Below are 21,641 nucleotides of genomic sequence, written 5' to 3'. Positions count from 1 at the left end.
GATTCTCAAAGGGCCAGTTCAGAACTCTTCCCAATTGTCCTGGGAGAGTGCGGCCGAGCCATGCGTCTGGGCGACGGCGCGCCGTGGCGCTGGTGCAGTAGCCGGACGGTAGGCTGACGCGGCAGCCGGTGCGCGCATCTGCTGGGCGGTTGAACGCAGCGCGGCAGCATGTCCTGCTCCCCCGACACGAAAGCGCAGGACGAGTTGCTTCAGTGTCTGCGCCTCATCGTTGAGGGTCACGCTCGCAGCCGTCGTTTCTTCCACCATAGCGGCGTTCTGCTGGGTCACCTGATCCATCTGGTTCATGGCCTGGTTGACCTCCTTGAGACCGATCGCCTGTTCGCTGGCCGATGCGGAGATCTCGCGAATGAGGCCATTGATGCCCATCACTTGCTCGGAGATCTTGTGCAACGTATCGCCAGCACGGCCAACAAGATCGACGCCTTCCTTGACCTGCACGGCCGAGGTATTGATGAGCGTTTTGATTTCCTTCGCAGCACTTGCCGAACGCTGTGCCAGTTCGCGGACCTCTTGGGCCACGACGGCAAAGCCCTTGCCGGCTTCCCCGGCGCGCGCTGCCTCGACGCCGGCATTCAACGCTAGCAGGTTGGTCTGGAAGGCGATCTCGTCGATCACGCCGATGATGCGCGATACCTCGGTAGAGGACTGCGCGATGCCGTGCATGGAGGTGATCGCCTTGCGGACGACCTCGCCGGATTTCTCGGCATCCTCGCAGGCGAGGTTGACGTTGTCGGCGGCAACACGGGCATTCTCGGCGCTCGAATTGACCTGTGCGGTCAGCTGGTTCAGTGCCGCCGCAGTCTCTTCCAGGCTTGCGGCCTGCTGCTCGGTGCGCTTGGCCAGATCGGACGCGCTTCCACTGATCTCGCTCGTTCCGGAACCGATGTTTACGACACTGAGGTTCATGGTGTTGATCGTTTCCTCAAGGCTCGCCAGCGCAGCATTGAAGTCCTGCTTCAGCTTGTCGTATTCGCCCGGGAACTCGTCGGTGATGCGATGGCCGAGGTTGCCCTGGGAAAGCTCGGCGAGCCCGGAACCGACGATCGAGACGATATGGCGTTGCAGCGTGACCGACTGCTGGCGCTCGGATTCCGAGCGGCCACGTTCCGCTTCCGCTTCATCACGCTGGCTGTTAGCCTCGGCTTCAAGGCGTTGCGTATCAGCAAGTGCGAAGCGGAAGCCTTCGAGGGCCTTCGCAACGGAGCCGATCTCATCGGCGCGGTCCTGACCGGCCACCGGCTGCTCATAGCGACGATCGCTGAGCATCTTGACGCTGGCGACCAGACCGCTGAGCGGACGCTGGACGAGGGACCGGACAGCGAAGTAGAGAGCCAGCATGACGGCCGCCAGAACCAGAATGCCGGCGACGATCATCATAAAGGTCTGATCCTGTACCGGCGCGTTGATAGCACTGCGCGGAACATCGACCAGGATAACCCAGGTGGTGTTGATGTCAGGCAAGGCGAACGGATAGACGACGCGATCGAAAGGCTCGTACCCGTCGAACGTCAGGTCCTTGATCACGGAAGGCTGCTGAGAGGACAGGGCACTCTTGACCGCAGCCGTGCCGTCTCCGTCGTAGTCCTTCATGGCCAGCTCCGCCTTCGGCGGAACGATCCACTTGCCGCCCTGCGACAGCAGGGTGACACGGCCGGAGCCGAACGGGTGGAGGGTCGAAAGCTTGTCGGACAGTGACTTTAGCGAGATGTCGACGCCACTGACGCCGATCAGCTTGCCACCGGACAGAACGGGATAGGCGATCGACGTCATTGCAGTATTCTCGCCGGTGGTCGTCTCGGCGTAAGGCGGCGAAAGCGCACCCTTCTTGCTCTCGGCTGCCAAGGCATACCACGGCGCCTTGTAGTCGGAATCGAAGGTGGAGAAGGCGAAGCCACCGTCCTTGCGCTTCGTCCAGTAGGGGTTGAAGGTGCCATCCTTTGCGGCGCCGAAGTCGACCTTGCCGCCCATGCTGGGGGACTGACCGTCAAATGCGTTCGGCTCTTCTGCGAACCAGCTGCCGAAGGCAAACTGGTTGCGTTCGACGTTGGCCTTCAGCATGTCGAGGACAGCCTTGCGGTCGAGGTATTTGCCTTCGTGTCCGCGGCTGATCGTGCCGGCCATGGAGCGCGCCGCACCTGCAAGCTCGCCAACGGAGGAGGCAACTTCATTGGCGATCGATTTCGCCTCGAGATTTGCCTGGTCCATGGTGAGCGTCTGGACACGGTCGCGCGTCTCGCCGATCAGGAAGAAGTTGGAGACGAAAAGGACGCACGCGATAGCGACGCCGGTAATAAGGATAAGCTTGGCTGCGAGCGATTTCATTCTGAAAATGAACATGGATTCCTCGGGGATCAAGGATGCGCCGAACGGGGCATTCACCGGCGCAGGGACGAAGGCGTCGCCCCTTCATGGAGCAGCCGTAACGAGGGCCTGAGCCTTGGAGGAAGGTCTGGCGATCAACGCGAACATCGCCAGAAATCTCTTAAATTTGAGTGAAATCCTATGAAATCATATGGGCCCGCCCCGACTATGTCGCAGGCGAGGGGACTTAGAGTTTGCTTGCGACGTCAGCCCTCAAGGGGATGGAAGGCTGGGCACCCTGCTTGAGGCAGGCAAGCGATCCGGCCACCGCTGCACGACGCAGCGCCACTTCGAAATCAAGCCCCTCATCGAGGCTGGCCGCAAAGTAACCGCAGAAAGTATCGCCCGCACCGACGGTGTCCACTGGTTCGATCTTCAGTCCGGTGGTGCGGAATATCACGCTGTCCCGAATGGCGATGACGCCATCGGCGCCAAGTGTCACGATCAGGGTCTGGCCGGTTTCTCCATTGAGGCGCTTCAGCGCGGCCTCGCGCTCGTCCGGCCCCATGTTCTCCTGCCCTGCAAGGCGCTCGAACTCCGTCTCGTTGGCGATGACGATATCGGCGAGGCGGCCAAGCCGTGCTGCATCGTCGATCAGCGGCGCAAGGTTGAGCACCGTCGTGATGTTTCTGGTACGCGCGCCGGCCAATGCCTGCTCCACCGCCGGAACGGGGATCTCAAGCTGCAGCATCAGAATGTCACCCTTGTTCATCGCGGCAATCGCGAGATCAGCGTCCGAGGTCGTGACGGTGCCGTTCGCGCCAGGCACGACGGCAATCATATTCTCGCCGTCACCGCCGACAAGGATCAGTGCGGTACCTGTTGGTTCATCGGCATGCTTGACGGCTTCGAGGAGGGTTCCCGCGTCTTTCAGCAGTGCAAGCGCCGGCTCTGCGAAACCGTCCTTGCCCACGGCGCCGGCCATGTGAACGGTGCGTCCGGCACGCCGGGCAGCCAGTGCCTGGTTGGCGCCTTTGCCGCCGGCAGCCGTCGAAAAGCTGTTACCCGCAACCGTCTCGCCCGGCTTTGGCAGCCGTTCGGTCGTGGCGATGAGATCCATGTTGATGGAGCCGAAAACTGTGATCATAAGGGTGTTCCATCCAAAGCTTTTCCTTGGCGCGACACTGCCCGAAGGGCTTACTCGTCGTCAACCACCCTGAGCTTGAGAAGCCCTGTGCGGCTGTCGACGGATTTCGGGGCGGGTTCACTGTCCCGTCCGGATTTGCCGTCGCCGCCCTCGAATTCCAGGGCCTCGATCTTGGCGCCGCGCTTGTTGAGCTTGTCGGCAGACGTCACAATCATGTCGACATCCTTCTGGGCCATCGCGAAATGGCCCTGCAGCTTTCGCACGCGCTCGTCGAGGCGACCGAGATCGTCCATCAGATTGGCGACTTCGCCCTGGATGACATGCGCCTGCGCTTGCATGCGCTGGTCCTTCAGGACGGCCTGGATGACCTGGATGGACAGCATCAGCAGCGACGGCGAGACGATGACGATACGCGCACGGTGCGCCTTTTGCACGATCGCCTCGAAATTCTCGTGGATTTCCGCGAAGATCGATTCCGACGGCACGAACATGAAGGCGGTTTCCTGGGTCTCGCCCTGGATCAGGTATTTCTCCGAGATATCGCGGATATGCGTTTCCATGTCGCGGCGGAACTGCTGGGACGCGGCCTTGGCAAGATCAGGACCACCGGCATCGCGGATCGCATTCCAGGCTTCGAGGGGAAACTTGGCATCAATGACGAGCGGCGGCGCGCCGTTCGGCATGCGGACGGTGCAATCCGGGCGCGACCCGTTGGACAGCGTCTGCTGAAAGGCATAGGCCCCCATCGGAAGGCCGTCGGCGACGATTGTCTCCATACGGGATTGGCCGAAGGCGCCACGCGTCTGCTTGTTCGACAGGATGGCCTGCAGCCCGACGACATCCTTTGCCAGTGTCTGGATGTTGTTCTGCGCCGCATCGATGACCGCCAGCCGCTCCTGCAGCCGCTGCAGGTTCTCATGCGTCGACTTCGTCTGCTCGGTAATCGTCGTGCTGACACGCTGCGACATTCCGTCCAGGCGCTGGTTGATCGCCTGATTGAGCTCGGCCTGCCGGGAGCCGAACACCTCGGCCATGGTCGACATGCGTCCATGCATCTCGGCCTGGATCTTCAAAAGCTCGGCCATCCGGCCATCGGCTTCCGCAGCGCGCAGGCCCGCGTCTTCCGCCTGTTCCCGCCGCAACTGGTTGCTGCGCACGAGGAGGACGATCATGAGAACGATCAGCGCGGCGGCAGCACCGCCTGCAAGTGCAAGCATGGCCGGGTTGATCTGGGACAGGACGGCGGAAAGCGATTCGGAGGTAGCATTCATTCCGCCACCATAGCAAAGTCGATGACGCTGGCTAGATCAAAACATGAACAGACCACAGGTCTTCTCGGATCTCATAGGTTGACCGATGAATTGGCAGCCGACAAATCAGGTCGCCATTTAACCATTGCTAAACTATATTCGGCAAAAGCTCTGCTCAAATTTCTCTTTCAGCATCAATTACAAAGCAGAGATATCATGACAAGCCAGCCATCCGACAACGGCCTCAAGCAGCGCCTCGATTTCATCGAACTGAACGATGACGCTCGCACGGCGCTGCGCGAGATGCGTCCGGCGATTTCGGAGCTGCTGGGCGGTGCCCTGGATAAATTCTACAGCAAGCTGGCGCGCACGCCGGCCGTTGCAAGCTTTTTTGCCGACAAATCGCATATGAACCATGCCAAGGCGCGCCAGGAAGCCCATTGGGCCAATCTGGCGGGCGGCAATTTTGACGAGGCCTACGTCAAGGGGGTCATGGCCGTCGGCAAGACGCATGCCCGTATCGGCCTCGAGCCACGCTGGTATATCGGCGGCTACGCGCTTTTGATGAGCGATCTGATCAAGGGGCTGATGGACAAGCAGTGGCCTTCGATGTTTGCACGCCAGCAGGGCAAGGTGCTTGCCGAGAAACTGGCCGCGGTCGTCAAGGCGGCGATGCTCGACATGGATTATTCCATCTCCGTCTATCTCGAAGCGATGGAAGAAAAACGACTGAAGCTGGAAGAGGAGCGCATCAAGGCGGAATCCGATCAGGCGATTGCCCTCGATCATCTTCGCCGCGGCCTCGAAGCCCTTTCGAACGGCGACCTCGAAGCCACCCTGCCGGCTGATCTGCCCGGCAACTTCAAGGAAATGGCCGAAGACTACAACCGCGCAGTCGCCGCCCTGCGGACGTCCTTTGCGTCTGTCCGGGCAACTTCCGGTGAAATCCTGCAAGGGACCGACGCAATTGCCAAGGGATCGGATGATCTGGCATTGCGTACCGCGCAGCAGGCGGCCGGCGTCGAGGAGAGCTCTGCCGCCCTGCAGCAGTTGTCGGTCAGCGTCGGCCAGACGGCGGCCAACGCCGAGAAGGCCTCCGATGCAGTGCGCGACACCCAGCAGAAGGCGAAGAATTCCGGAGAGCTTGTTACCAGCGCCGTCTCGGCGATGGCGGGCATCGAGAAGTCCTCGACCGAAATTGCAAAGATTATCGGCGTCATCGACGAGATCGCTTTCCAGACGAACCTGCTGGCGCTGAACGCCGGCGTTGAAGCTGCCCGTGCCGGCGATGCGGGCAAGGGCTTCGCTGTCGTCGCTCAGGAAGTCCGCCAGCTTGCCCAGCGAACCGCGGATGCCGCCAAGGAAATCAAGAAGCTGATCTCGGAAAGTTCGGTACAGGTCAACGAGGGCGTCGACATCGTCAGCAGCACCGGCGAGGCGCTGAGCGACATGATCGCCCGCATCGACATCATCAACAGCTTTGTCGCCGATATCGCCGCCGCCGCGCGGGACCAGGCAACCGGTGTGAACGAAGTCAGTGTCGCCATCCGCAACATGGACACCATCACACAGCAGAACTCGGGCATGGTCGAACGCACTTCGGCCGAAACGCGTCACCTCAGAAACGAGGTCGAAAGCCTTGTCGGTCTTCTCCAGCGTTTCCGGACGGGCGGCCACGAGCGTGCGACCTCGACCGTCTCGCGCCGCGCTGCCTGAGGCGAAATGCGGCTAAATTCCGGTGGCGACGCAAAAAAGCGCCGCCACCGGCTTTCGGATAATTCCATCGGGCAAAAAGATGGGTTATGGGAACGCCATGACCATCAAGCCACTCATCATTCTCCCCGACCCGCTGCTCCGTCAGGTTTCCAAGCCGATCGAGCGCGTCGACAGTGATCTCCAACGTCTCGCAGACGACATGCTCGATACGATGTATGACGCACCGGGCATCGGCCTCGCCGCCATCCAGATCGGCGTGCTGCGCCGCGTTCTGGTCATAGACGTTTCGCGCGAAGGCGAGGAGAAGCAGCCTCTCGTCTTCATCAACCCCGAAGTCGTCACATCCTCCAACGAGCGCTCTGTCTACGAGGAAGGTTGCTTGTCGATCCCTGACTATTATGCCGAGGTCGAGCGCCCCGCTACAGTCAGCGTCAAGTATCTCGACCGCGACGGCAAGGAACAGATGGTGGAGGCTGACAGCCTGCTCGCTACCTGCCTGCAGCACGAGATCGACCACCTCAACGGCGTGCTCTTTATTGATCACATCTCGCGGCTCAAGCGCGAAATGGTGGTCAAGAAGTTTGCCAAGGCGGCCAAGACCACGAAGGCGATCTGAGGTCGCATTGAAATCCTCGGGTCAAAGCATCAATGTGCTGTGGACGGGTGCTGGAAGCCCGTTTCGAGTGCATGCGGGAAACTGGAGAGGCTTGGCAACCCTCAACGTGCGACCACAAAAGCCACATCGGTTTTCAGAAGGGCTTGATTTCGACCCCGTAAACCCGTTTGAAGACGGCTGACCTCAAGACTGGCGAGAAAAAATGTCGCTTCGCATCATTTTCATGGGAACGCCGGAATTCTCCGTCCCGACCCTGCGTATGCTGGTGGATGCCGGGCACTCGATCCTGGCCGTCTACACGCAACCGCCGCGTCCCGGCGGACGCCGTGGACTTGACCTGCAGAAGTCGCCGGTTCATCAGGCAGCGGAGCTTCTGGGCATCCCGGTCTTCACGCCCGTCAACTTCAAGGATCCCGCCGAGCGTGAGCGCTTCGCCGCCCACAAGGCAGACGTTGCCGTCGTCGTTGCCTACGGCCTGCTGCTCCCCGAGGCGATCCTGAATGGCACGCGTTACGGCTGCTACAACGGGCACGCCTCGTTGCTGCCGCGCTGGCGCGGTGCGGCACCCATCCAGCGGGCGATCATGGCGGGCGACGAAAAGACCGGCATGATGGTAATGAAGATGGACAAGGGGCTCGACACCGGCGACGTGGCGATCACCAGCGAGGTCGCTATCGGCGAGAACATGACGGCCGGCGAGTTGCATGACACGCTCATGCATGCCGGCGCCAAGGCAATGGCCAAGGCGATGGTCGATCTCGAAATGGGCAGTCTGTCACTTACGCCACAGCCTGTCGACGGCGTGCACTATGCCGCCAAGATAGACAAGAGCGAGACGCGGATCGATTTCTCGAAGCGTGCGGCCGAGGTTCACAATCATATCCGCGGACTTGCGCCTTTTCCGGGCGCGTGGTTCGAACTTGTGGTCGGCGGTAAGCCGGAGCGCGTGAAAGTGCTCGGTTCCGAACGCGCGGATGGTTCTGGCGCGGCCGGTGAGTTGCTATCGGACGATCTCGTCGTTGCCTGCGGCGCGGGTGCCATCAGGCTGACAAAGCTACAGAAGGCTGGTGGCAAGCCATTGATGGCGGCCGATTTTCTGCGCGGCACACCGCTTCCATCAGGCACGAGGCTGTTCTGATGCACCGTTACCGCATGACCGTCGAGTATGACGGCGCGCCCTATGTCGGCTGGCAGCGACAGGACAACGGCCCATCCGTGCAGGGGGCGATCGAGAAGGCCATTCTTTCGGCGAGCGGCGAAACCGTGTCGATCCGCGGCGCGGGGCGGACCGATTCCGGCGTGCATGCGATGGGGCAGGTGGTCCATGGCGATCTCGCCAAGGAATGGGCACCCTTCAAGCTGCAGAACGCGCTCAACGCGCATCTGAGGATGGCGGGCGAGCGCGTGTCTATCGTCGATGTCGAAAGCGCCAGCGAATTCTTCGATGCGCGCTTTTCGGCGCAACGGCGGCACTATCTCTATCGCATCATCACCCGCCGTGCGCCGCTGGCGATCGAGGCCGGCAAGGCCTGGTGGGTTCCGAAGCCACTGGATCACCAGGCGATGCACGCTGCCGCTCAGACGCTGGTCGGCAATCATGATTTTACGACCTTTCGTTCGGCGCACTGCCAGGCCAACAGCCCCGTGCGCACGCTCGACCGGCTGGATGTGAGCCGCAGTGGCGAACTGATCGAAATTCGGGCCACCGCCCAGAGCTTCCTGCACAATCAGATCCGCTCCTTTGCCGGCACGTTGAAGCTCGCGGGCGAGGGCAAGTGGACGCCTGAGGATGTGCGTGCGGCGCTTGAAGCTCGCGACCGAAAGGCCTGCGGCCCGGTCGCACCGCCTGACGGGCTCTATTTCATGCAGGTCGACTATCCCGCGGTCATCACCGATCGGCGGACGGAGACGGAAGCGCGCAATGACGACGACGATCTATCATAACCCCGCCTGCGGGACCTCGCGCAACACGCTTGCCATGATCCGTCAATCCGGCGAGGAGCCGGAGGTCATAGAATATCTGAAGACACCGCCGACACGCAAGCGACTGGTCGAACTGATTGCTGCGATGGATATCCCTGTTCGTGCGCTGTTGCGCGAGAAGGGCACGCCTTACGAGGAGCTGGGTCTGGATGATCCATCGCTCAGCGACGACCATTTGCTGGACGCCATGATCGCCAATCCCATCCTGATCAATCGGCCGATCGTGGTCACGGAGAAGGGAGTGTGCTTGTGCCGCCCGTCGGAGCTCGTCCTGGAGATATTGCCCAATTCGGCGATCGGCGCCTTTACCAAGGAAGACGGCGAAATCGTTCCGGGTCGATAACTGCCTAGACCGGATAGATACCGAGAAAGCGCTGTAGGTATTCTGACAGCAGCAGAGGCGGCACCAGCAGCACCAGCGTCAGCGCACCGACCATCAGGCCGTTTCCAAAGAAAATCATCCGCAGAATACGGGCGATCGCGAAGACCTGTGCGAACATGAAGGCGAGCAGCAGTATCGAGACAACACCAACCGCACCGGGTACGAAGAAGACCAGGGCCAGCAGCAACCCGTTGATATAGGACAGTGGGACGCCAAGCCAGTTGACGCTAACGATGATGGGCGCGAAGCGTTCGCCCTTCTTGAAGGCGAGCAGCAGCAGTCCGGCGAAGATCAGCGGCACGAACCAGTTTGCCGTTTCCACCATTCCGAGGCGCAAATAGAATAACACCCCGACATCTGTATGCGGCGGCATCGTCAGCAGAAAGGCCTGGCGCCACCAGAGCCAGGAAATGCCCATCGGAGGCAGGCACCAGAATATCGCCCAGAACGAACGATTGGCGCCTCGTTCGGACATGTCGAGGAAACCAAAGCCGCGCGGATCCATGCGGATCAGCAGCCACAGCCCGGCGAGGTAATACTGTACTTCCTTAAAGCCCGGCATTCTCGAACCAGCGCTCGATGAAGGTCTCGTAGATTCCGGTCAGTTGCTCGAGGTCGGAAACCGCGACACGTTCGTCAACCATGTGCATCGTCTGCCCGACAAGCCCGAATTCGACGACCGGGCAATAGTCCTTGATGAACCGGGCATCGGACGTGCCTCCCGTGGTGGAGAGTTTCGGCGCTAGTCCGGTAACGCTTTCCACGGCCGAAGACAGCGAGGCGATCAGCGCGTTGTTGCGGGTGAGGAACACATGGCTCGGCCGCTCGGCCCAAACCATGTCGTATCGCAGCGGCTCGCGGCCGGGACGAAGCGAGCCGTGCGCGGCAGCATCGTCCAGCCGTCGTACGATCTCCTGCTGCAGGCTTTCCGCCGTCCATGTGTCGTTGAAGCGGATGTTGAAACTGGCCGTCGCCTTGGAGGGAACGACGTTGGTTGCCGGATTGCCGACGTCGATCGTCGTCACTTCGAGGTTGGACGGCTGGAAATTATCGGTGCCGCCGTCGAACGGCGGGTCCATCAGCGACTGCGTCAATTGCAGGATCCCGCGCACTGCATTGTCCGCGAGGTGCGGATAGGCAGCGTGGCCCTGAACGCCGTGCACGGTTATCTTGCCGGATAGCGAACCACGGCGGCCAATCTTGATCATGTCGCCGAGTCTGTCGGGATTGGTGGGTTCGCCGACAAGGCATGCATCCCACTGCTCGCCACGCTCCGTCGCCCATTGAAGAAGCTTGATCGTGCCGTTAACCGCCGGTCCTTCTTCGTCGCCGGTAATCAGGAACGAAACCGAACCCTTCGGTGCGCCATGCTTTTCGATATGGCGGGCAACGGCGGCAACAAAACAGGCGATGCCGCCCTTCATATCGACCGCGCCGCGGCCGAAGAGCTCGCCGCCTGCGATTTCAGCAGCAAAGGGCGGATGTGTCCATGCGGCTTCGTCACCGACTGGAACCACATCCGTGTGCCCGGCAAACATCAAATGCGGGCCATCGTTGCCAAGGCGCGCATAGAGGTTCTCGATATCCGGTGTTCCCGGCTCTGTCGCCTTCACCTTCTCGACCTTGAAGCCGAGCGGCGAGAGCATCGCGTCAAGCGCCGACAGCGCGCCGCCCTCGGCGGGTGTCACGGACGGGCAGCGAATCAGGGTCTGGAGATTGGCGACGGGATCGGTAGCGGTCATGGCAGTGGAGTTATCCGGGGGTAGTGGCAAAGAAAAGGCAAGGCGGCGTCGTCGCCCTGTCGAGGTATGCCGTCCATTTCGCGGCGAGCTGTCCGGCGGTTCGCGACGGGCGAAGCGCCTTCTGCGAACGCTCTGGCACTATCAGTCGCGCAGCAGCTCGTTGATGCCTGTCTTCGAACGGGTCTTTTCATCGACGCGCTTGACGATGACGGCGCAATAGAGATGCGGCGCCGGCAGGCCGTTGGCCATCGTAGCATTGCCCGACGGCATGGAACCAGCAACGACAACCGAATAGGGCGGCACTTCGCCGTACATCACTTCGCCGGTGGCGCGATCGACGATCTTGGTGGACTTGCCGATATAGACGCCCATGCCGAGGACCGATCCCTCGCGGATGATGCAGCCTTCGACGACTTCCGACCGCGCGCCGATAAAGCAGTTGTCTTCGATGATCGTCGGGCCGGCCTGCATCGGTTCAAGAACGCCGCCGATGCCGACGCCGCCGGAGAGATGCACGTGCTTGCCGATCTGCGCGCACGAGCCCACGGTTGCCCAGGTGTCGACCATCGTGCCTTCATCGACATAAGCGCCGAGGTTGACGAAGGACGGCATCAGCACGACGTTTTTGGCGACAAAGGCAGAGCGGCGGACGATGCAGTTCGGCACGGCGCGGAAGCCCGCGGCGCGATACTGGTTCTCGCCCCAATTTTCGAATTTCGATGGTACCTTGTCCCACCACGTCGAATTGCCGGACCCGCCCTTGACGACTTCCATGTCGTTCAGGCGGAAGGAAAGCAGGACCGCCTTCTTCAGCCACTGGTTGACCTTCCACACGCCATCGGCACCGCGCTCTGCGACGCGTGCCTTGCCGCCGTCGAGAAGTTCGAGTGCTGCTTCGATCGCATCGCGCACTTCGCCTTTCGTTGACGTGGTCACGCTGTCGCGGCTATCGAAGGCGGCTTCGATGGTCTTTTCGAGGGAAGAAAGGTCGTTGGCGCTCATTGGAATTCCTTAAACTTCGATCTCTATCGTGGAGACCGAAGCCTCCGGGAATTGTGATTGGCGGGACGCGATCTGCTCTATCGCATGCACGGCTAAAATGGAATGATTTTTCGGGGCAGGATCGCTCTCCCGATTCAAGGCGCTAACGACATGACCGGCAGTGGCTGCCGGTCGACTGAAAGGCATTTCGGCATGGCAAAAGGAAGAAACGGCAGGTTGCGGCGCAAGGACGGCGTCTGGGACCCGCTGAAGTCGAGCGTGACCGACAAACGCCGCGCCGAGTCAGTGCCTAAAACGCCCCAAACGCTTTCGCCATCGTATCGTCTTGCCTATGCCGACGAGGACTTTCTGTGCCGCGAGGAGCTGCGCCCGATCCGGCTGCAACTGGAACTGCTGAAGCCCGAGATGATGCTTTCGGAGCGGGGCATAAAATCAACGGTAGTGATGTTCGGCGGTGCCCGCATCCCGGCGCCCGGCCAGAGCGCGTGGGCGGCGCGAAACGAGACGCAGCGCGCCAATCTGGAGGCCGCATCGGTCTATTACGACGAGGCCCGGAAGTTTGCGCGGCTATGTTCGAAATATTCGGCGAGCTTCGACTTTCACGAGTATGTCATTGTGACCGGCGGCGGCCCCGGCGTGATGGAGGCCGGAAACCGCGGCGCGGCCGATGAGGGCGCGCCCTCGATCGGCCTCAACATCGTGCTGCCTCACGAGCAGGCGCCGAACGTCTACGTGACGCCGGAATTGAGCTTCAACTTCCACTATTTCGCGATCCGGAAGATGCACTTCATGGTGCGGGCAAAGGCGATTGCGGTCTTCCCAGGCGGCTTCGGCACGCTCGACGAATTCTTTGAATGCCTGACGCTCATTCAGACGGGGCGTATGGAAAAGATGCCACTCATCCTGTTCGGCGAGAAATTCTGGCGGAGCATCGTCAATTTCGAGGCGCTCGCCGAGTTCGGCACGATCGCCCCGGACGACGTCGATCTGATCAGCTTCGTCGATACCGCCGATGATGCCTGGAAGATCATCCGGGATTTCTACGAGCACCACGAATAAAAACCGCCGCGATGACGCGGCGGCGCCTATTTTCGTAATTCATTGCTTACGGAAATGGCCGATCCGGCATATCCGCGATCGAGATCACGCCATCCTTGTTGTTGTCCATGAAGCTGAAGAATTTGTCGAAGGCGGCGTCGGCTTCCTGTTGGGAAATCTGACCGTTTTCGTCGGTGTCGATGCGTTGAATGAGCAACAATTCCCGAATCATGCCGCCGCGCATGCCGTGACGGCCGGCGCCGCCATCAGGGCCGCCGGGAGGCGGCGCAGGCTGCATGGCATCGTCATCAGTTTGACCCAGGCTTTCGTCGTCGGTCGTATCCTCCTTCGATGCCTTGACCTTGGCCATCTGTGCTTCATGATACTTGCGGATCTCACCTGGTGTCAGCGAGCCATCGTTGTTCGTGTCGATTGCGGCAAAGATCGCCTCCATGCCGTCCTTGGCTTCCTGTTTGGTAATCTGACCGTCCTTGTTCGTGTCGAATTGCTGCAGCATTCGGACGAACACGACCTCGCGCATGATAGGCGAACCGAGACCGCCGCCCATCATCTGGTGAGGACGCGACGGATGGCGGGGCTTGTCGCCGGATGCGGCAAAACTGCTGCCGGCTGCAGCACCGGCAAACATGACGGAGGAAAGTGCGGCCAGTATCAGCTTGTTGCGTGACATCTCAATTCCTTTCGGTGTGCAATCTCATTGCGGATTGCACGCGAAAGGGTAGGGCGCAGGCTCCGATCTGACGAATTAAAGATCGGTAAGCTGGATGAAAGTTTGGTAATCTAACCGATAATCTTGCCAAGAAAATCAGTGAGATCGTCGGTGACGAAGTCGATGTGATCCTCGTCGCCGCTGGTCTTTTCCCACCATTCGACAACCGTATCCTCGAGGTTGTTGGGCACCAACAGGACCGTCTGCATGCCAAGTGCTTTAGGGACCTTCAAATTGCGTGGCAGGTCTTCGAACATGGCTGCCTTGCCGGTCTCGATGCGCTTCAGCGCAGCGAACTTGTCATAGGTGGCCTGTGCCGGTTTCGGCACATAATCGGCTGCAACGATGTCGAAGATATCGTCGAAATGCTCGAGAATACCAAGCGCGCCGGCCGCCATCTCCGCATGCTTGACGCTGCCATTGGTGAAGATGAACTTGCGCCCGGGCAGCGCCTTGATCGCTGTGCCGAGTTCCGGCTGCGCGGTCAGGCTCGAATAGTCGATCGCATGGGCTTTCTCGAGAAAGTCGTTGGGGTCGATGCCGTGATGGATCATCAATCCCTGCAGGGTCGTGCCGTGATCGAGATAATATTGCTTCTGCAGCTTACGCGCCTCGTCCCGCTCCATTTGCAAGAGCGTCGAAACGTAGGCTGTCATGTTCTTGTCGATCTGCGAAAACAGATTGACGTGATGCGGATAGAGCGTGTTGTCGAGGTCGAAAACCCACTCGGTCACATGCGAGAAGTCTGCCTCGGTGGGCGTGCGATCTATCTTGGTCATGCCGGCGTTATGGCACGCGGTGCGTTCAATTGAAATCCGGAATGCATTCATTCCAGTCGCTTGATTGATGATGTCGAGCAATCGGACTAAGTTCCCAGCAATTGGGAGCTCACGGGGGAGAAACGAATGAACCTGGCAGAGAAGGCAAAGGCGTTCGATGCTTTGCATCAGAAGGGCAATCCAGTCGTCCTCTACAACATATGGGATGCCGGAACAGCGAAGGCAGTGACCGAGGCCGGCGCCAAGGCGCTGGCGACGGGAAGCTGGTCTGTCGCGGCCGCGCAAGGTTATGGCGATGGCGAGCAGATTCCGCTGGCCTCATTGGTGGCCGCGGCTCGCCAGATCACCGCAGTCAACGAACTGCCGCTCTCGGTCGATTTCGAGGGTGCCTATTCGACCGACGCTACAGGCGCTGCCGCCAACGTTGAAAAGCTCATCGATGTAGGAGCCGTCGGGATCAATTTCGAGGACCAGGTGGTCGGTGGAAGCGGGTTACATCCGGTCGAAAAGCAGGCGGCCCGTATCAAGGCCATTCGCGAGATGGCAGATGCAAAGGGCATTGCCTTCTTCATTAATGCACGCACCGATCTATTTCTGCGCGAAGGCGACCTGTCGAAACATGCGGGACTGGTCGATGAAGCAATTGAGCGAGGCAAGGCCTATGCCGCCGCCGGCGCCAACGGCTTCTTCGTGCCGTGGCTGATTGATCCAGCGCTGATCCAGAAAATCTGCGATGCGTCGCCACTGCCGGTCAACATCATGATGAGGCCGGGCGCGCCTGACGTGAAAACGCTCGGAAGCCTTGGTGTGAGCCGCGTCAGCTACGGACCGGGACCCTATCGGATCATGATGGAAAAGCTGAAGGAAGCGGCCTCGGCGGTCTATGCCGCCACAGGCTGAAGAAAATTCAGGAAAGGGCAAAAGCGGGCTTTTGCCCGCAATGGCGCAAAGGCGAAGGCTCAGGGAACGATCAGCGTTCCCGCGCCATGCTCGGTGAAGATTTCGAGCAGGACGGAGTGGGCCGTCTTGCCGTTCAATATGACGACGCCCTGAACGCCGGATTTAATGGCGTCGATGCAGGTCTCGACCTTCGGAATCATCCCGCCCGAAATCGTGCCGTCGGCGATCAGTTCATGCGCCTGGGCGACGGAGAGTTCCTTGATCAGGTTGCCCTGCTTGTCGAGCACGCCGGGAACATCCGTGAGGAACAGCAGACGCGTGGCGTTCAATGCTCCGGCGATTGCGCCGGCAAAGGTATCGGCGTTGATGTTGTAGGTAGCGCCATCACGGCCCGGCGCAACAGGCGCGATAACCGGAATCATTTCCGAGCGCGCCAGCAAATCGATCAGCCTGCGGTCTACCTCGACCACTTCGCCGACAAAGCCGAGGTCCAGCACCCGCTCGATGTTCGAATCGGGATCCTTGATGGTCTTGCGCGCCTTTTCGGCGAAGACCATGTTGCCGTCCTTGCCGCAAAGACCGATTGCCCATTCGCCTGTCTGGTTGATGAGCGCCACGATCTCCTTGTTGATCGAACCGGCAAGAACCATTTCGACGATCTCGACCGTCTTGGCATCGGTGACCCGCAGGCCGCCTTCGAATTTCGATTCGATGCCCATCTTCGTAAGCATGGCGCCGATCTGCGGACCGCCGCCATGAACGACGATCGGGTTGACGCCGGATTGCTTCAGCAGAGCGATATCGCTCGCGAACGCCTTGCCTAGCTCGGGGTTGCCCATGGCATGGCCGCCGTATTTGACGACGATCGTCTTGTTTTCATAACGCTGCATAAAGGGCAGGGCTTGCGCAAGGAGGCGTGCCTGGGTTTCGCTTTCGGTCTCGATCATGGGATACCCCGCGGGAACTGGTTGCGGCCTTTTATCTCAAGTTTTTGACAGATGGAATAATCCAGACGGCAATAGTTTAGCGTAACTGCTGCATCTAGGTGTGTTTCCAAGCGCTGCGGAACGCCCATGGGTGAAAGCGGCACGGGGGAGGCGGCATGACGAGCGAGGAAATCGCGGGACTGATCGGGCGTGTCGCCATCGGCGACAGAAAAGCCTTTGCCGCGCTCTATCGGGCAACCGGGCCGAAACTTCTTTCCATATGCGTGCGTATCTTGAAGGACCGCGCAGAGGCGGAGGATGCGTTGCAGGAGGTCTATATCAAGATCTGGCAACGCTCTTCGGTATTCGCGGCCTCCACGGGGGCGCCGTCATCCTGGCTGGCCACGATCGCGCGCAACCAGGCGATTGACATCATGCGCGCGCGCAAACCTGCCGCGAGTGAACTGGATAGCGCATACGACCTTTCGGATGACGCTCTCGACCCGGAACAGCAGGCTGTGATCCGAGACGAAGGAAGGCGGATTGACACCTGCATGGAAGAGTTGGAAGCTGACCGCGCGGTAGCGGTGCGAAACGCTTATGTCGAAGGATTGAGTTATCAGGAACTGGCGGATCAATTCGGCGTACCCCTGAATACGATGCGCACCTGGTTGCGGCGCAGCCTCTTGAAGCTGAGAGAGTGCATGGAACGATGACATCGTCGGATCAAAGCAAGGGAGGGCGCTCCCGGGACGAAGTGCTTGCAGGCGAGTATGTGCTCGGTGTGCTCTCCTTCGAGGATCGGCGGGTCGTTGAAGAACGCATGCGCCGCGACCGTCAATTCGCAGCCATCGTCAGCCGCTGGGAAGCCAATCTTTCCACGTTCAATGACGACTATGACGTGGTCAGCCCAAGTCAGGAAACCTTCCGGCAGGTTGAGGCCCGGCTGTTCGGCACGTCGGAGAAAGCCCCGTTGCCTTCGCGCGGCGTTTGGAATTCCGTTGTTTTCTGGCGGTCGCTGACAGCGGCGTCGTTGCTTCTCACTGCTGCGGCGCTTGTCCTTGCGTTTGCTTCGGTCTCTCCTCCGAGGTCCAGTACGCCGCTTGTGGCCGAACTCTCGGCACCGAACAGCCAAGTCAACCTGCTGGTCTCGTACGAGGCGGAAAGCGGCCGCTTGAAGATCGTCCCTGTTGCCGCCGGCAAGCCGGAGGAAAAATCGCTTGAACTCTGGATGGTCCCTGCAACGGGCGCGCCCAAATCGCTCGGCGTCTTTCCGCCGGGTCGAAGCGGCGAACTCACCATTCCGGCCGATATGCGCAACGGCATTGGCGATGGCACGACGTTTGCGGTTAGCCTGGAGCCCTTCGGCGGATCGCCGACGGGTGTGGCGACCGGCCCGGTCGTTGCCAGCGGTACAGCACGCAGGCCGTGAATCCCCTGAAACTCTTTTTGCCACCCGCACGTAGATCCTCCTATCCGCGCGGTTCACCGGCATTCGGCCGGCGATACTCAAGCGGACGCAAGAGGAGAACAATCATGATGAAATCCGCGCTGCGCATCATCGCGCTAGCAACTGCCGTTTCAGCACTCGCTTTCGCCGCGCAGGCCAAGAACCCCATGGTTGGCGGCGCCGCCATGTATCCGACGAAGAACATCGTCCAGAATGCGGTGAATTCAAAGGATCACACGACCCTCGTTGCCGCCGTCAAGGAGGCTGGCCTCGTGTCGACGCTCGAGAGCAAAGGCCCATTCACCGTCTTCGCTCCGACCAACGAGGCCTTCGCGGCACTTCCGGCCGGCACGGTGGATACGTTGCTGAAGCCCGAGAACAAGGCGAAACTGACAAAGATCCTGACTTGCCATGTCGTCGCAGCTGACGCGATGGCCAAGACGGTGGCCAAGATGATCAAGGCCGATGGCGGCGAACACGACATCAAGACGGTTGGTGGTTGCGTGCTGAAGGCCAAGGAAAGCATGGGCAAGATTACGCTGACCGATGAAAACGGCGACGTGGCCCATGTGACGATAGCAGACGTCAAGCAGTCGAATGGGGTCATTCACGTCGTCGACAAGGTTCTGCTGCCGAAGATGTAAACCAGTTCAGGCAGCTACTGGGAGGCGCGCCCTTTCTGCTCGGGGCGCCCTCTTTCACTGCCAGGTGGCGATTCCAACCGTCCGTGCGATTGCTTCGCGCAGGTCATCCAATCCGTCGCTCTTCTCGGACGAGGTGGCGATGATGCCCGGGTAGGCAGCCGGGCGTTTCTTGATTTTCTCAGTTGTATCAGCAAGAAGCTTGGTGACCGCCGGCGGCTTGATCTTGTCGGTCTTGGTGAGGACTACCTGATACGACACCGCGGCTTTGTCGAGGAGGTCAAGCACCTCGTCATCGTTCTTCTTGATGCCGTGGCGGCTGTCAATCAGTACATAGACACGTTTTAGCGTCGCACGACCGCGCAGATAGTCGAACACCAGCTTCGTCCAGGCGTCCACATTTTCCTTCGGCGCCTTGGCGTAGCCGTAGCCCGGCATGTCGACCAGCGCCATAGGCGGCAGATCGCCGGCATCTCCGGAATATCCCTCGGGCACGAAATAGTTGAGTTCCTGCGTGCGGCCCGGCGTGTTGGACGTGCGTGCCAATCCTTTGTGGTTGACCAGCGCGTTGATCAGCGACGACTTGCCGACATTCGAGCGGCCCGCGAAAGCCACTTCCAGCGGTCCTTCCGGTGGCAGGAATTTCAGGGAGGGTACACCGCGGATGAAGATCCACGGACGCCCGAAGAGCGGCTTGTCGTTGTTATCGGTCATTCGGCTTGTTCCAGCACGTCCATATCCAGTGAGCCTATGGCATTCAGGTTTAGTGTAGCTTTGTCAACCCAATGGGCCCTCAACGCATAAGCCCCGCCGAAGCGGGGCTTATCGTCATTCAGTCGGAGCCGGTTTTCGTTTGAACAGACCCTTGAGATTGCCGAGAAGCTCTATCTTCACACCGTGGCGGCGCATGATAACCGCCTGCTGGATCACTGAGAGCGTGTTGTTCCAGGCCCAATAGATGACAAGGCCGGCCGGGAAGCTCGCCAGCATGAAGGTAAACACCAGCGGCATCCAGTTGAAGATCATCGCTTGCGTCGGATCAGGCGGCGTCGGGTTCATGCGCATCTGCAGGAACATCGTTACACCCATGATCAGCGGCCACACGCCGAGATGCAGGAAGGTCGGAGCCGCAAACGGCAGCAGGCCGAAGAGGTTGAGGAAGGAGGTTGGATCAGGCGCGGAAAGGTCCTGGATCCAGCCGAAGAACGGTGCGTGTCGCATCTCGATGGTGATGTAGATCACCTTGTAGAGCGAGAAGAAGATCGGAATCTGCAACAGGATCGGCCAGCAGCCGGCAATCGGATTGATCTTCTCTTCCTTGTAGAGCTGCATCGTCGCTTGCTGCAGACCCATGCGATCGTCGGCAAATTTCGCCTTGAGCTCTTCCATCTTCGGCTGCATGCGCTTCATGTTCGCCATCGAAGCGTACTGCTTGCTGGCGAGCGGGAAAAACAGCGCCTTGACCACAATCGTCGTCATAAGGATCGCGACGCCGAAGTTGCCGAAGTACCGGAAGAAAAAGTCCATCAGCCGGAACATCGGCTTCGTCAGGAAGTAGAACCAGCCCCAGTCGATCAGGCGGTCGAATTTCGGAATGGAGTACGTCTTTTCATACCCGTCAATGACCGGAACTTCCTTGGCGCCCGCGAAGACGAGGTTCTTGAGTTCGATCGACTGACCGGGCGCGACTGTGACGGCGTTCTGCTTGTAGTCGGCCTGGAAACGCGGCTGACCGTCGGTGAAGTGCGTGAAGCGCGCATCGTAGGGTGTCTGCTGGGGCGGAATGATCGTCGCGGCCCAGTACTTGTCGGTGATGCCGAGCCATCCGCCGGTTGCGGTGGCCGGATTGACGGCTTCCTTCTCGACGGCGGCATACTTGCTCTCGATCAGGCTGTCGCCGATTACGCCGATGAAACCTTCATGGAGCACGTAGGTCGAGGCGACGGCCGGCTTGTTGTAGCGGGTGACGCGACCATAGGAAGACAACGCGGCGGGCGCCTGGCCGGCATTGGTGATCTTATCCGCGACCGTAAACATGTAGTGTTCATCCACCGAGATCGTGCGGGCAAAGGTGATGCCCTTCTCGTTGGTGTAGGTCAGCGTGACGGGTGTCTTCTCAGTGAGCTTGGCACCTTCAGGGGCTGTCCAGAGTGTCGAAGGGCCGGGAACGCTGCCGGTGGCGTCGCCGCCGATATAGCCGAGTTCTGCGAAGTAGCCGTCCTTGGTTTCAGACGGGCTGAACAGGGTAATGATCGGGCTCGAGTCGTCGACAGTCTCGTGGTAGCCCTTGAGCTTCAGGTCGTCGAGGCGCGCGCCTGCAAGGTTGATGGAGCCTGCCAGTGCGGCCGTGTCGATGGTAATGCGCGGCGACTTTGCAAGCGCGTCGATCAGCGACGGGGTCGTCGTTGCGGTTGGAGCTGCACCGTTCGGCTGGGCCGGGCTGGTGCCGCCGGCGGCAGGCGCCTGCGTCTGTTCAGTCTGCTGCTGCGCCTTCCGTGCCTGCTCGGCCTTGCGCTGGGCCTCGATGCGCGGGTTCATGTAGAGGAATTGCCACCCGAGAACGATCAGCACAGAGAGAGCGATCGCAATGAAGTAGTTGCGGTTGTTTTGCATCATACATTCCTGGGGCGGCCGTCTCCGGACCGCTTGTGTTTCGGCTTGGTCTCGACGCGAGCCTTGAGCTCTGCGGCTAATTCTCTAAAGGATGCTTTGAGCACATCCCTTCGCGCGACAACCACATAGTCGTGTCCGGGCTGCATTGCAAACCCTGCATGAAGTCGCACCGCCTCTTTCAGGCGCCGCCTCATGCGGTTTCTTTCGACCGCGTTGCCATGTTTCTTGGTGACGGTGAAGCCGACGCGGGCTTCGGTTTCGGGCTCCTTGCGATCGAGGACCTCGAGCAAAAAGAAGCCGCCCCTGCGTTTTTCGCCATTGCGGACAGCAAGAAACTGCGGGCGGCTTTTCAGCCGCCCGGCAGTATTTTGGGATTCTTCGATCGTCAATTCGCCCGCCATCTT

22 protein-coding genes are annotated in these 21,641 nt (G+C 60.3%); 10 read left to right on the top strand and 12 right to left on the bottom strand.

Annotated features, from left to right (window positions below):
- Window positions 1–18: 18 nt before the first annotated feature.
- The 3 genes from ASC90_RS01010 to ASC90_RS01000 all read right to left on the bottom strand — a co-directional run bounded on the left by ASC90_RS01010 (window position 19) and on the right by ASC90_RS01000 (window position 4,740).
- Complete coding sequence (locus ASC90_RS01010; protein ID WP_056534388.1) at window positions 19–2,358, bottom strand: methyl-accepting chemotaxis protein; 2,340 nt, start codon at window positions 2,356–2,358, stop codon at window positions 19–21.
- 211 nt (window positions 2,359–2,569) lie between these two features.
- Window positions 2,570–3,469, bottom strand: coding sequence for a ribokinase (locus ASC90_RS01005; protein WP_056534386.1), 900 nt, complete (start codon window positions 3,467–3,469; stop codon window positions 2,570–2,572).
- Window positions 3,470–3,519: 50 nt separating this feature from the next.
- The gene (locus tag ASC90_RS01000) at window positions 3,520–4,740 is read right to left on the bottom strand and encodes a DNA recombination protein RmuC (RefSeq protein ID WP_056534384.1); all 1,221 of its coding nucleotides are present in this window, start codon (window positions 4,738–4,740) and stop codon (window positions 3,520–3,522) included.
- A gap of 195 nt (window positions 4,741–4,935) precedes the next feature.
- Between ASC90_RS01000 and ASC90_RS00995 the strand changes: the two genes are divergently transcribed.
- The 5 genes from ASC90_RS00995 (at window position 4,936) to arsC (ending at window position 9,377) form a co-directional block, all read left to right on the top strand.
- Window positions 4,936–6,435, top strand: a complete 1,500-nt coding sequence (locus tag ASC90_RS00995) for a globin-coupled sensor protein (protein WP_056534382.1) — start codon at window positions 4,936–4,938, stop codon at window positions 6,433–6,435.
- Window positions 6,436–6,532: 97 nt separating this feature from the next.
- Window positions 6,533–7,051, top strand: coding sequence for a peptide deformylase (gene def / locus ASC90_RS00990; protein ID WP_056535199.1), 519 nt, complete (start codon window positions 6,533–6,535; stop codon window positions 7,049–7,051).
- Window positions 7,052–7,253: 202 nt separating this feature from the next.
- Window positions 7,254–8,189 (top strand): methionyl-tRNA formyltransferase, encoded by a 936-nt coding sequence (gene fmt / locus ASC90_RS00985; RefSeq protein ID WP_056534380.1) that lies wholly within the window; start codon window positions 7,254–7,256, stop codon window positions 8,187–8,189.
- Window positions 8,189–8,995 (top strand): tRNA pseudouridine(38-40) synthase TruA, encoded by an 807-nt coding sequence (gene truA / locus ASC90_RS00980; protein ID WP_056534378.1) that lies wholly within the window; start codon window positions 8,189–8,191, stop codon window positions 8,993–8,995. The genes fmt and truA overlap by 1 nt, the downstream gene beginning before the upstream one ends.
- Window positions 8,973–9,377, top strand: a complete 405-nt coding sequence (gene arsC / locus ASC90_RS00975; protein ID WP_056534376.1) for an arsenate reductase (glutaredoxin) — start codon at window positions 8,973–8,975, stop codon at window positions 9,375–9,377. Before truA ends, arsC begins: the two co-directional genes overlap by 23 nt.
- A 4-nt stretch (window positions 9,378–9,381) precedes the next feature.
- Here arsC and ASC90_RS00970 read toward each other — a convergent pair whose 3' ends face one another.
- From ASC90_RS00970 to dapD, 3 genes are all read right to left on the bottom strand, one after another.
- Complete coding sequence (locus tag ASC90_RS00970) at window positions 9,382–9,978, bottom strand: hypothetical protein (RefSeq protein WP_056534373.1); 597 nt, start codon at window positions 9,976–9,978, stop codon at window positions 9,382–9,384.
- Complete coding sequence (gene dapE, locus ASC90_RS00965; RefSeq protein ID WP_056534371.1) at window positions 9,965–11,158, bottom strand: succinyl-diaminopimelate desuccinylase; 1,194 nt, start codon at window positions 11,156–11,158, stop codon at window positions 9,965–9,967. Before dapE ends, ASC90_RS00970 begins: the two co-directional genes overlap by 14 nt.
- 141 nt (window positions 11,159–11,299) lie before the next feature.
- Window positions 11,300–12,160, bottom strand: coding sequence for a 2,3,4,5-tetrahydropyridine-2,6-dicarboxylate N-succinyltransferase (gene dapD, locus ASC90_RS00960; RefSeq protein WP_056534369.1), 861 nt, complete (start codon window positions 12,158–12,160; stop codon window positions 11,300–11,302).
- 192 nt (window positions 12,161–12,352) lie between these two features.
- Between dapD and ASC90_RS00955 the strand changes: the two genes are divergently transcribed.
- Window positions 12,353–13,219 (top strand): LOG family protein, encoded by an 867-nt coding sequence (locus ASC90_RS00955; protein WP_056535197.1) that lies wholly within the window; start codon window positions 12,353–12,355, stop codon window positions 13,217–13,219.
- Between the two features lie 46 nt (window positions 13,220–13,265).
- Here the strand turns inward: ASC90_RS00955 and ASC90_RS00950 are convergent, their stop codons facing one another.
- The gene (locus ASC90_RS00950) at window positions 13,266–13,889 is read right to left on the bottom strand and encodes a calcium-binding protein (protein ID WP_056534367.1); all 624 of its coding nucleotides are present in this window, start codon (window positions 13,887–13,889) and stop codon (window positions 13,266–13,268) included.
- A 110-nt stretch (window positions 13,890–13,999) separates the two neighbouring features.
- The gene (locus ASC90_RS00945; protein ID WP_056535194.1) at window positions 14,000–14,707 is read right to left on the bottom strand and encodes a pyrimidine 5'-nucleotidase; all 708 of its coding nucleotides are present in this window, start codon (window positions 14,705–14,707) and stop codon (window positions 14,000–14,002) included.
- A gap of 126 nt (window positions 14,708–14,833) precedes the next feature.
- Here ASC90_RS00945 and ASC90_RS00940 point away from each other — a divergent pair, with 126 nt between their 5' ends.
- On the top strand, window positions 14,834–15,607 hold the full coding sequence (locus ASC90_RS00940; protein WP_056534365.1) for an isocitrate lyase/phosphoenolpyruvate mutase family protein: 774 nt from the start codon (window positions 14,834–14,836) through the stop codon (window positions 15,605–15,607).
- Window positions 15,608–15,666: 59 nt separating this feature from the next.
- Here the strand turns inward: ASC90_RS00940 and argB are convergent, their stop codons facing one another.
- Window positions 15,667–16,554 carry an acetylglutamate kinase gene (gene argB, locus ASC90_RS00935; protein WP_056534363.1) on the bottom strand — a complete coding sequence of 296 codons (888 nt, stop codon included), beginning with the start codon at window positions 16,552–16,554 and terminating at the stop codon, window positions 15,667–15,669.
- A gap of 155 nt (window positions 16,555–16,709) precedes the next feature.
- Between argB and ASC90_RS00930 the strand changes: the two genes are divergently transcribed.
- The 3 genes from ASC90_RS00930 to ASC90_RS00920 all read left to right on the top strand — a co-directional run bounded on the left by ASC90_RS00930 (window position 16,710) and on the right by ASC90_RS00920 (window position 18,627).
- The gene (locus ASC90_RS00930; protein ID WP_056534361.1) at window positions 16,710–17,249 is read left to right on the top strand and encodes a sigma-70 family RNA polymerase sigma factor; all 540 of its coding nucleotides are present in this window, start codon (window positions 16,710–16,712) and stop codon (window positions 17,247–17,249) included.
- Complete coding sequence (locus tag ASC90_RS00925; RefSeq protein WP_056534359.1) at window positions 17,246–17,965, top strand: anti-sigma factor; 720 nt, start codon at window positions 17,246–17,248, stop codon at window positions 17,963–17,965. Before ASC90_RS00930 ends, ASC90_RS00925 begins: the two co-directional genes overlap by 4 nt.
- 104 nt (window positions 17,966–18,069) lie before the next feature.
- Complete coding sequence (locus ASC90_RS00920; RefSeq protein ID WP_056534357.1) at window positions 18,070–18,627, top strand: fasciclin domain-containing protein; 558 nt, start codon at window positions 18,070–18,072, stop codon at window positions 18,625–18,627.
- Between the two features lie 54 nt (window positions 18,628–18,681).
- Here ASC90_RS00920 and yihA read toward each other — a convergent pair whose 3' ends face one another.
- The 3 genes from yihA to rnpA form a co-directional block, all read right to left on the bottom strand.
- Window positions 18,682–19,338 (bottom strand): ribosome biogenesis GTP-binding protein YihA/YsxC, encoded by a 657-nt coding sequence (yihA, locus tag ASC90_RS00915; protein WP_056534356.1) that lies wholly within the window; start codon window positions 19,336–19,338, stop codon window positions 18,682–18,684.
- Window positions 19,339–19,452: 114 nt separating this feature from the next.
- On the bottom strand, window positions 19,453–21,237 hold the full coding sequence (yidC, locus tag ASC90_RS00910) for a membrane protein insertase YidC (protein ID WP_056534354.1): 1,785 nt from the start codon (window positions 21,235–21,237) through the stop codon (window positions 19,453–19,455).
- A complete protein-coding gene (gene rnpA, locus ASC90_RS00905; protein WP_056534352.1) occupies window positions 21,237–21,638 on the bottom strand; it encodes a ribonuclease P protein component in 402 nt (133 codons plus the stop codon). Before rnpA ends, yidC begins: the two co-directional genes overlap by 1 nt.
- Window positions 21,639–21,641 lie beyond the last annotated feature (3 nt).

Source organism: Rhizobium sp. Root1220 (assembly GCF_001426265.1).
Classification (GTDB): Bacteria; Pseudomonadota; Alphaproteobacteria; order Rhizobiales; family Rhizobiaceae; genus Rhizobium.
The sequence above is the reverse complement of the archived record's forward strand: the minus strand, read 5'-3'. Positions and strand labels throughout refer to the sequence as shown.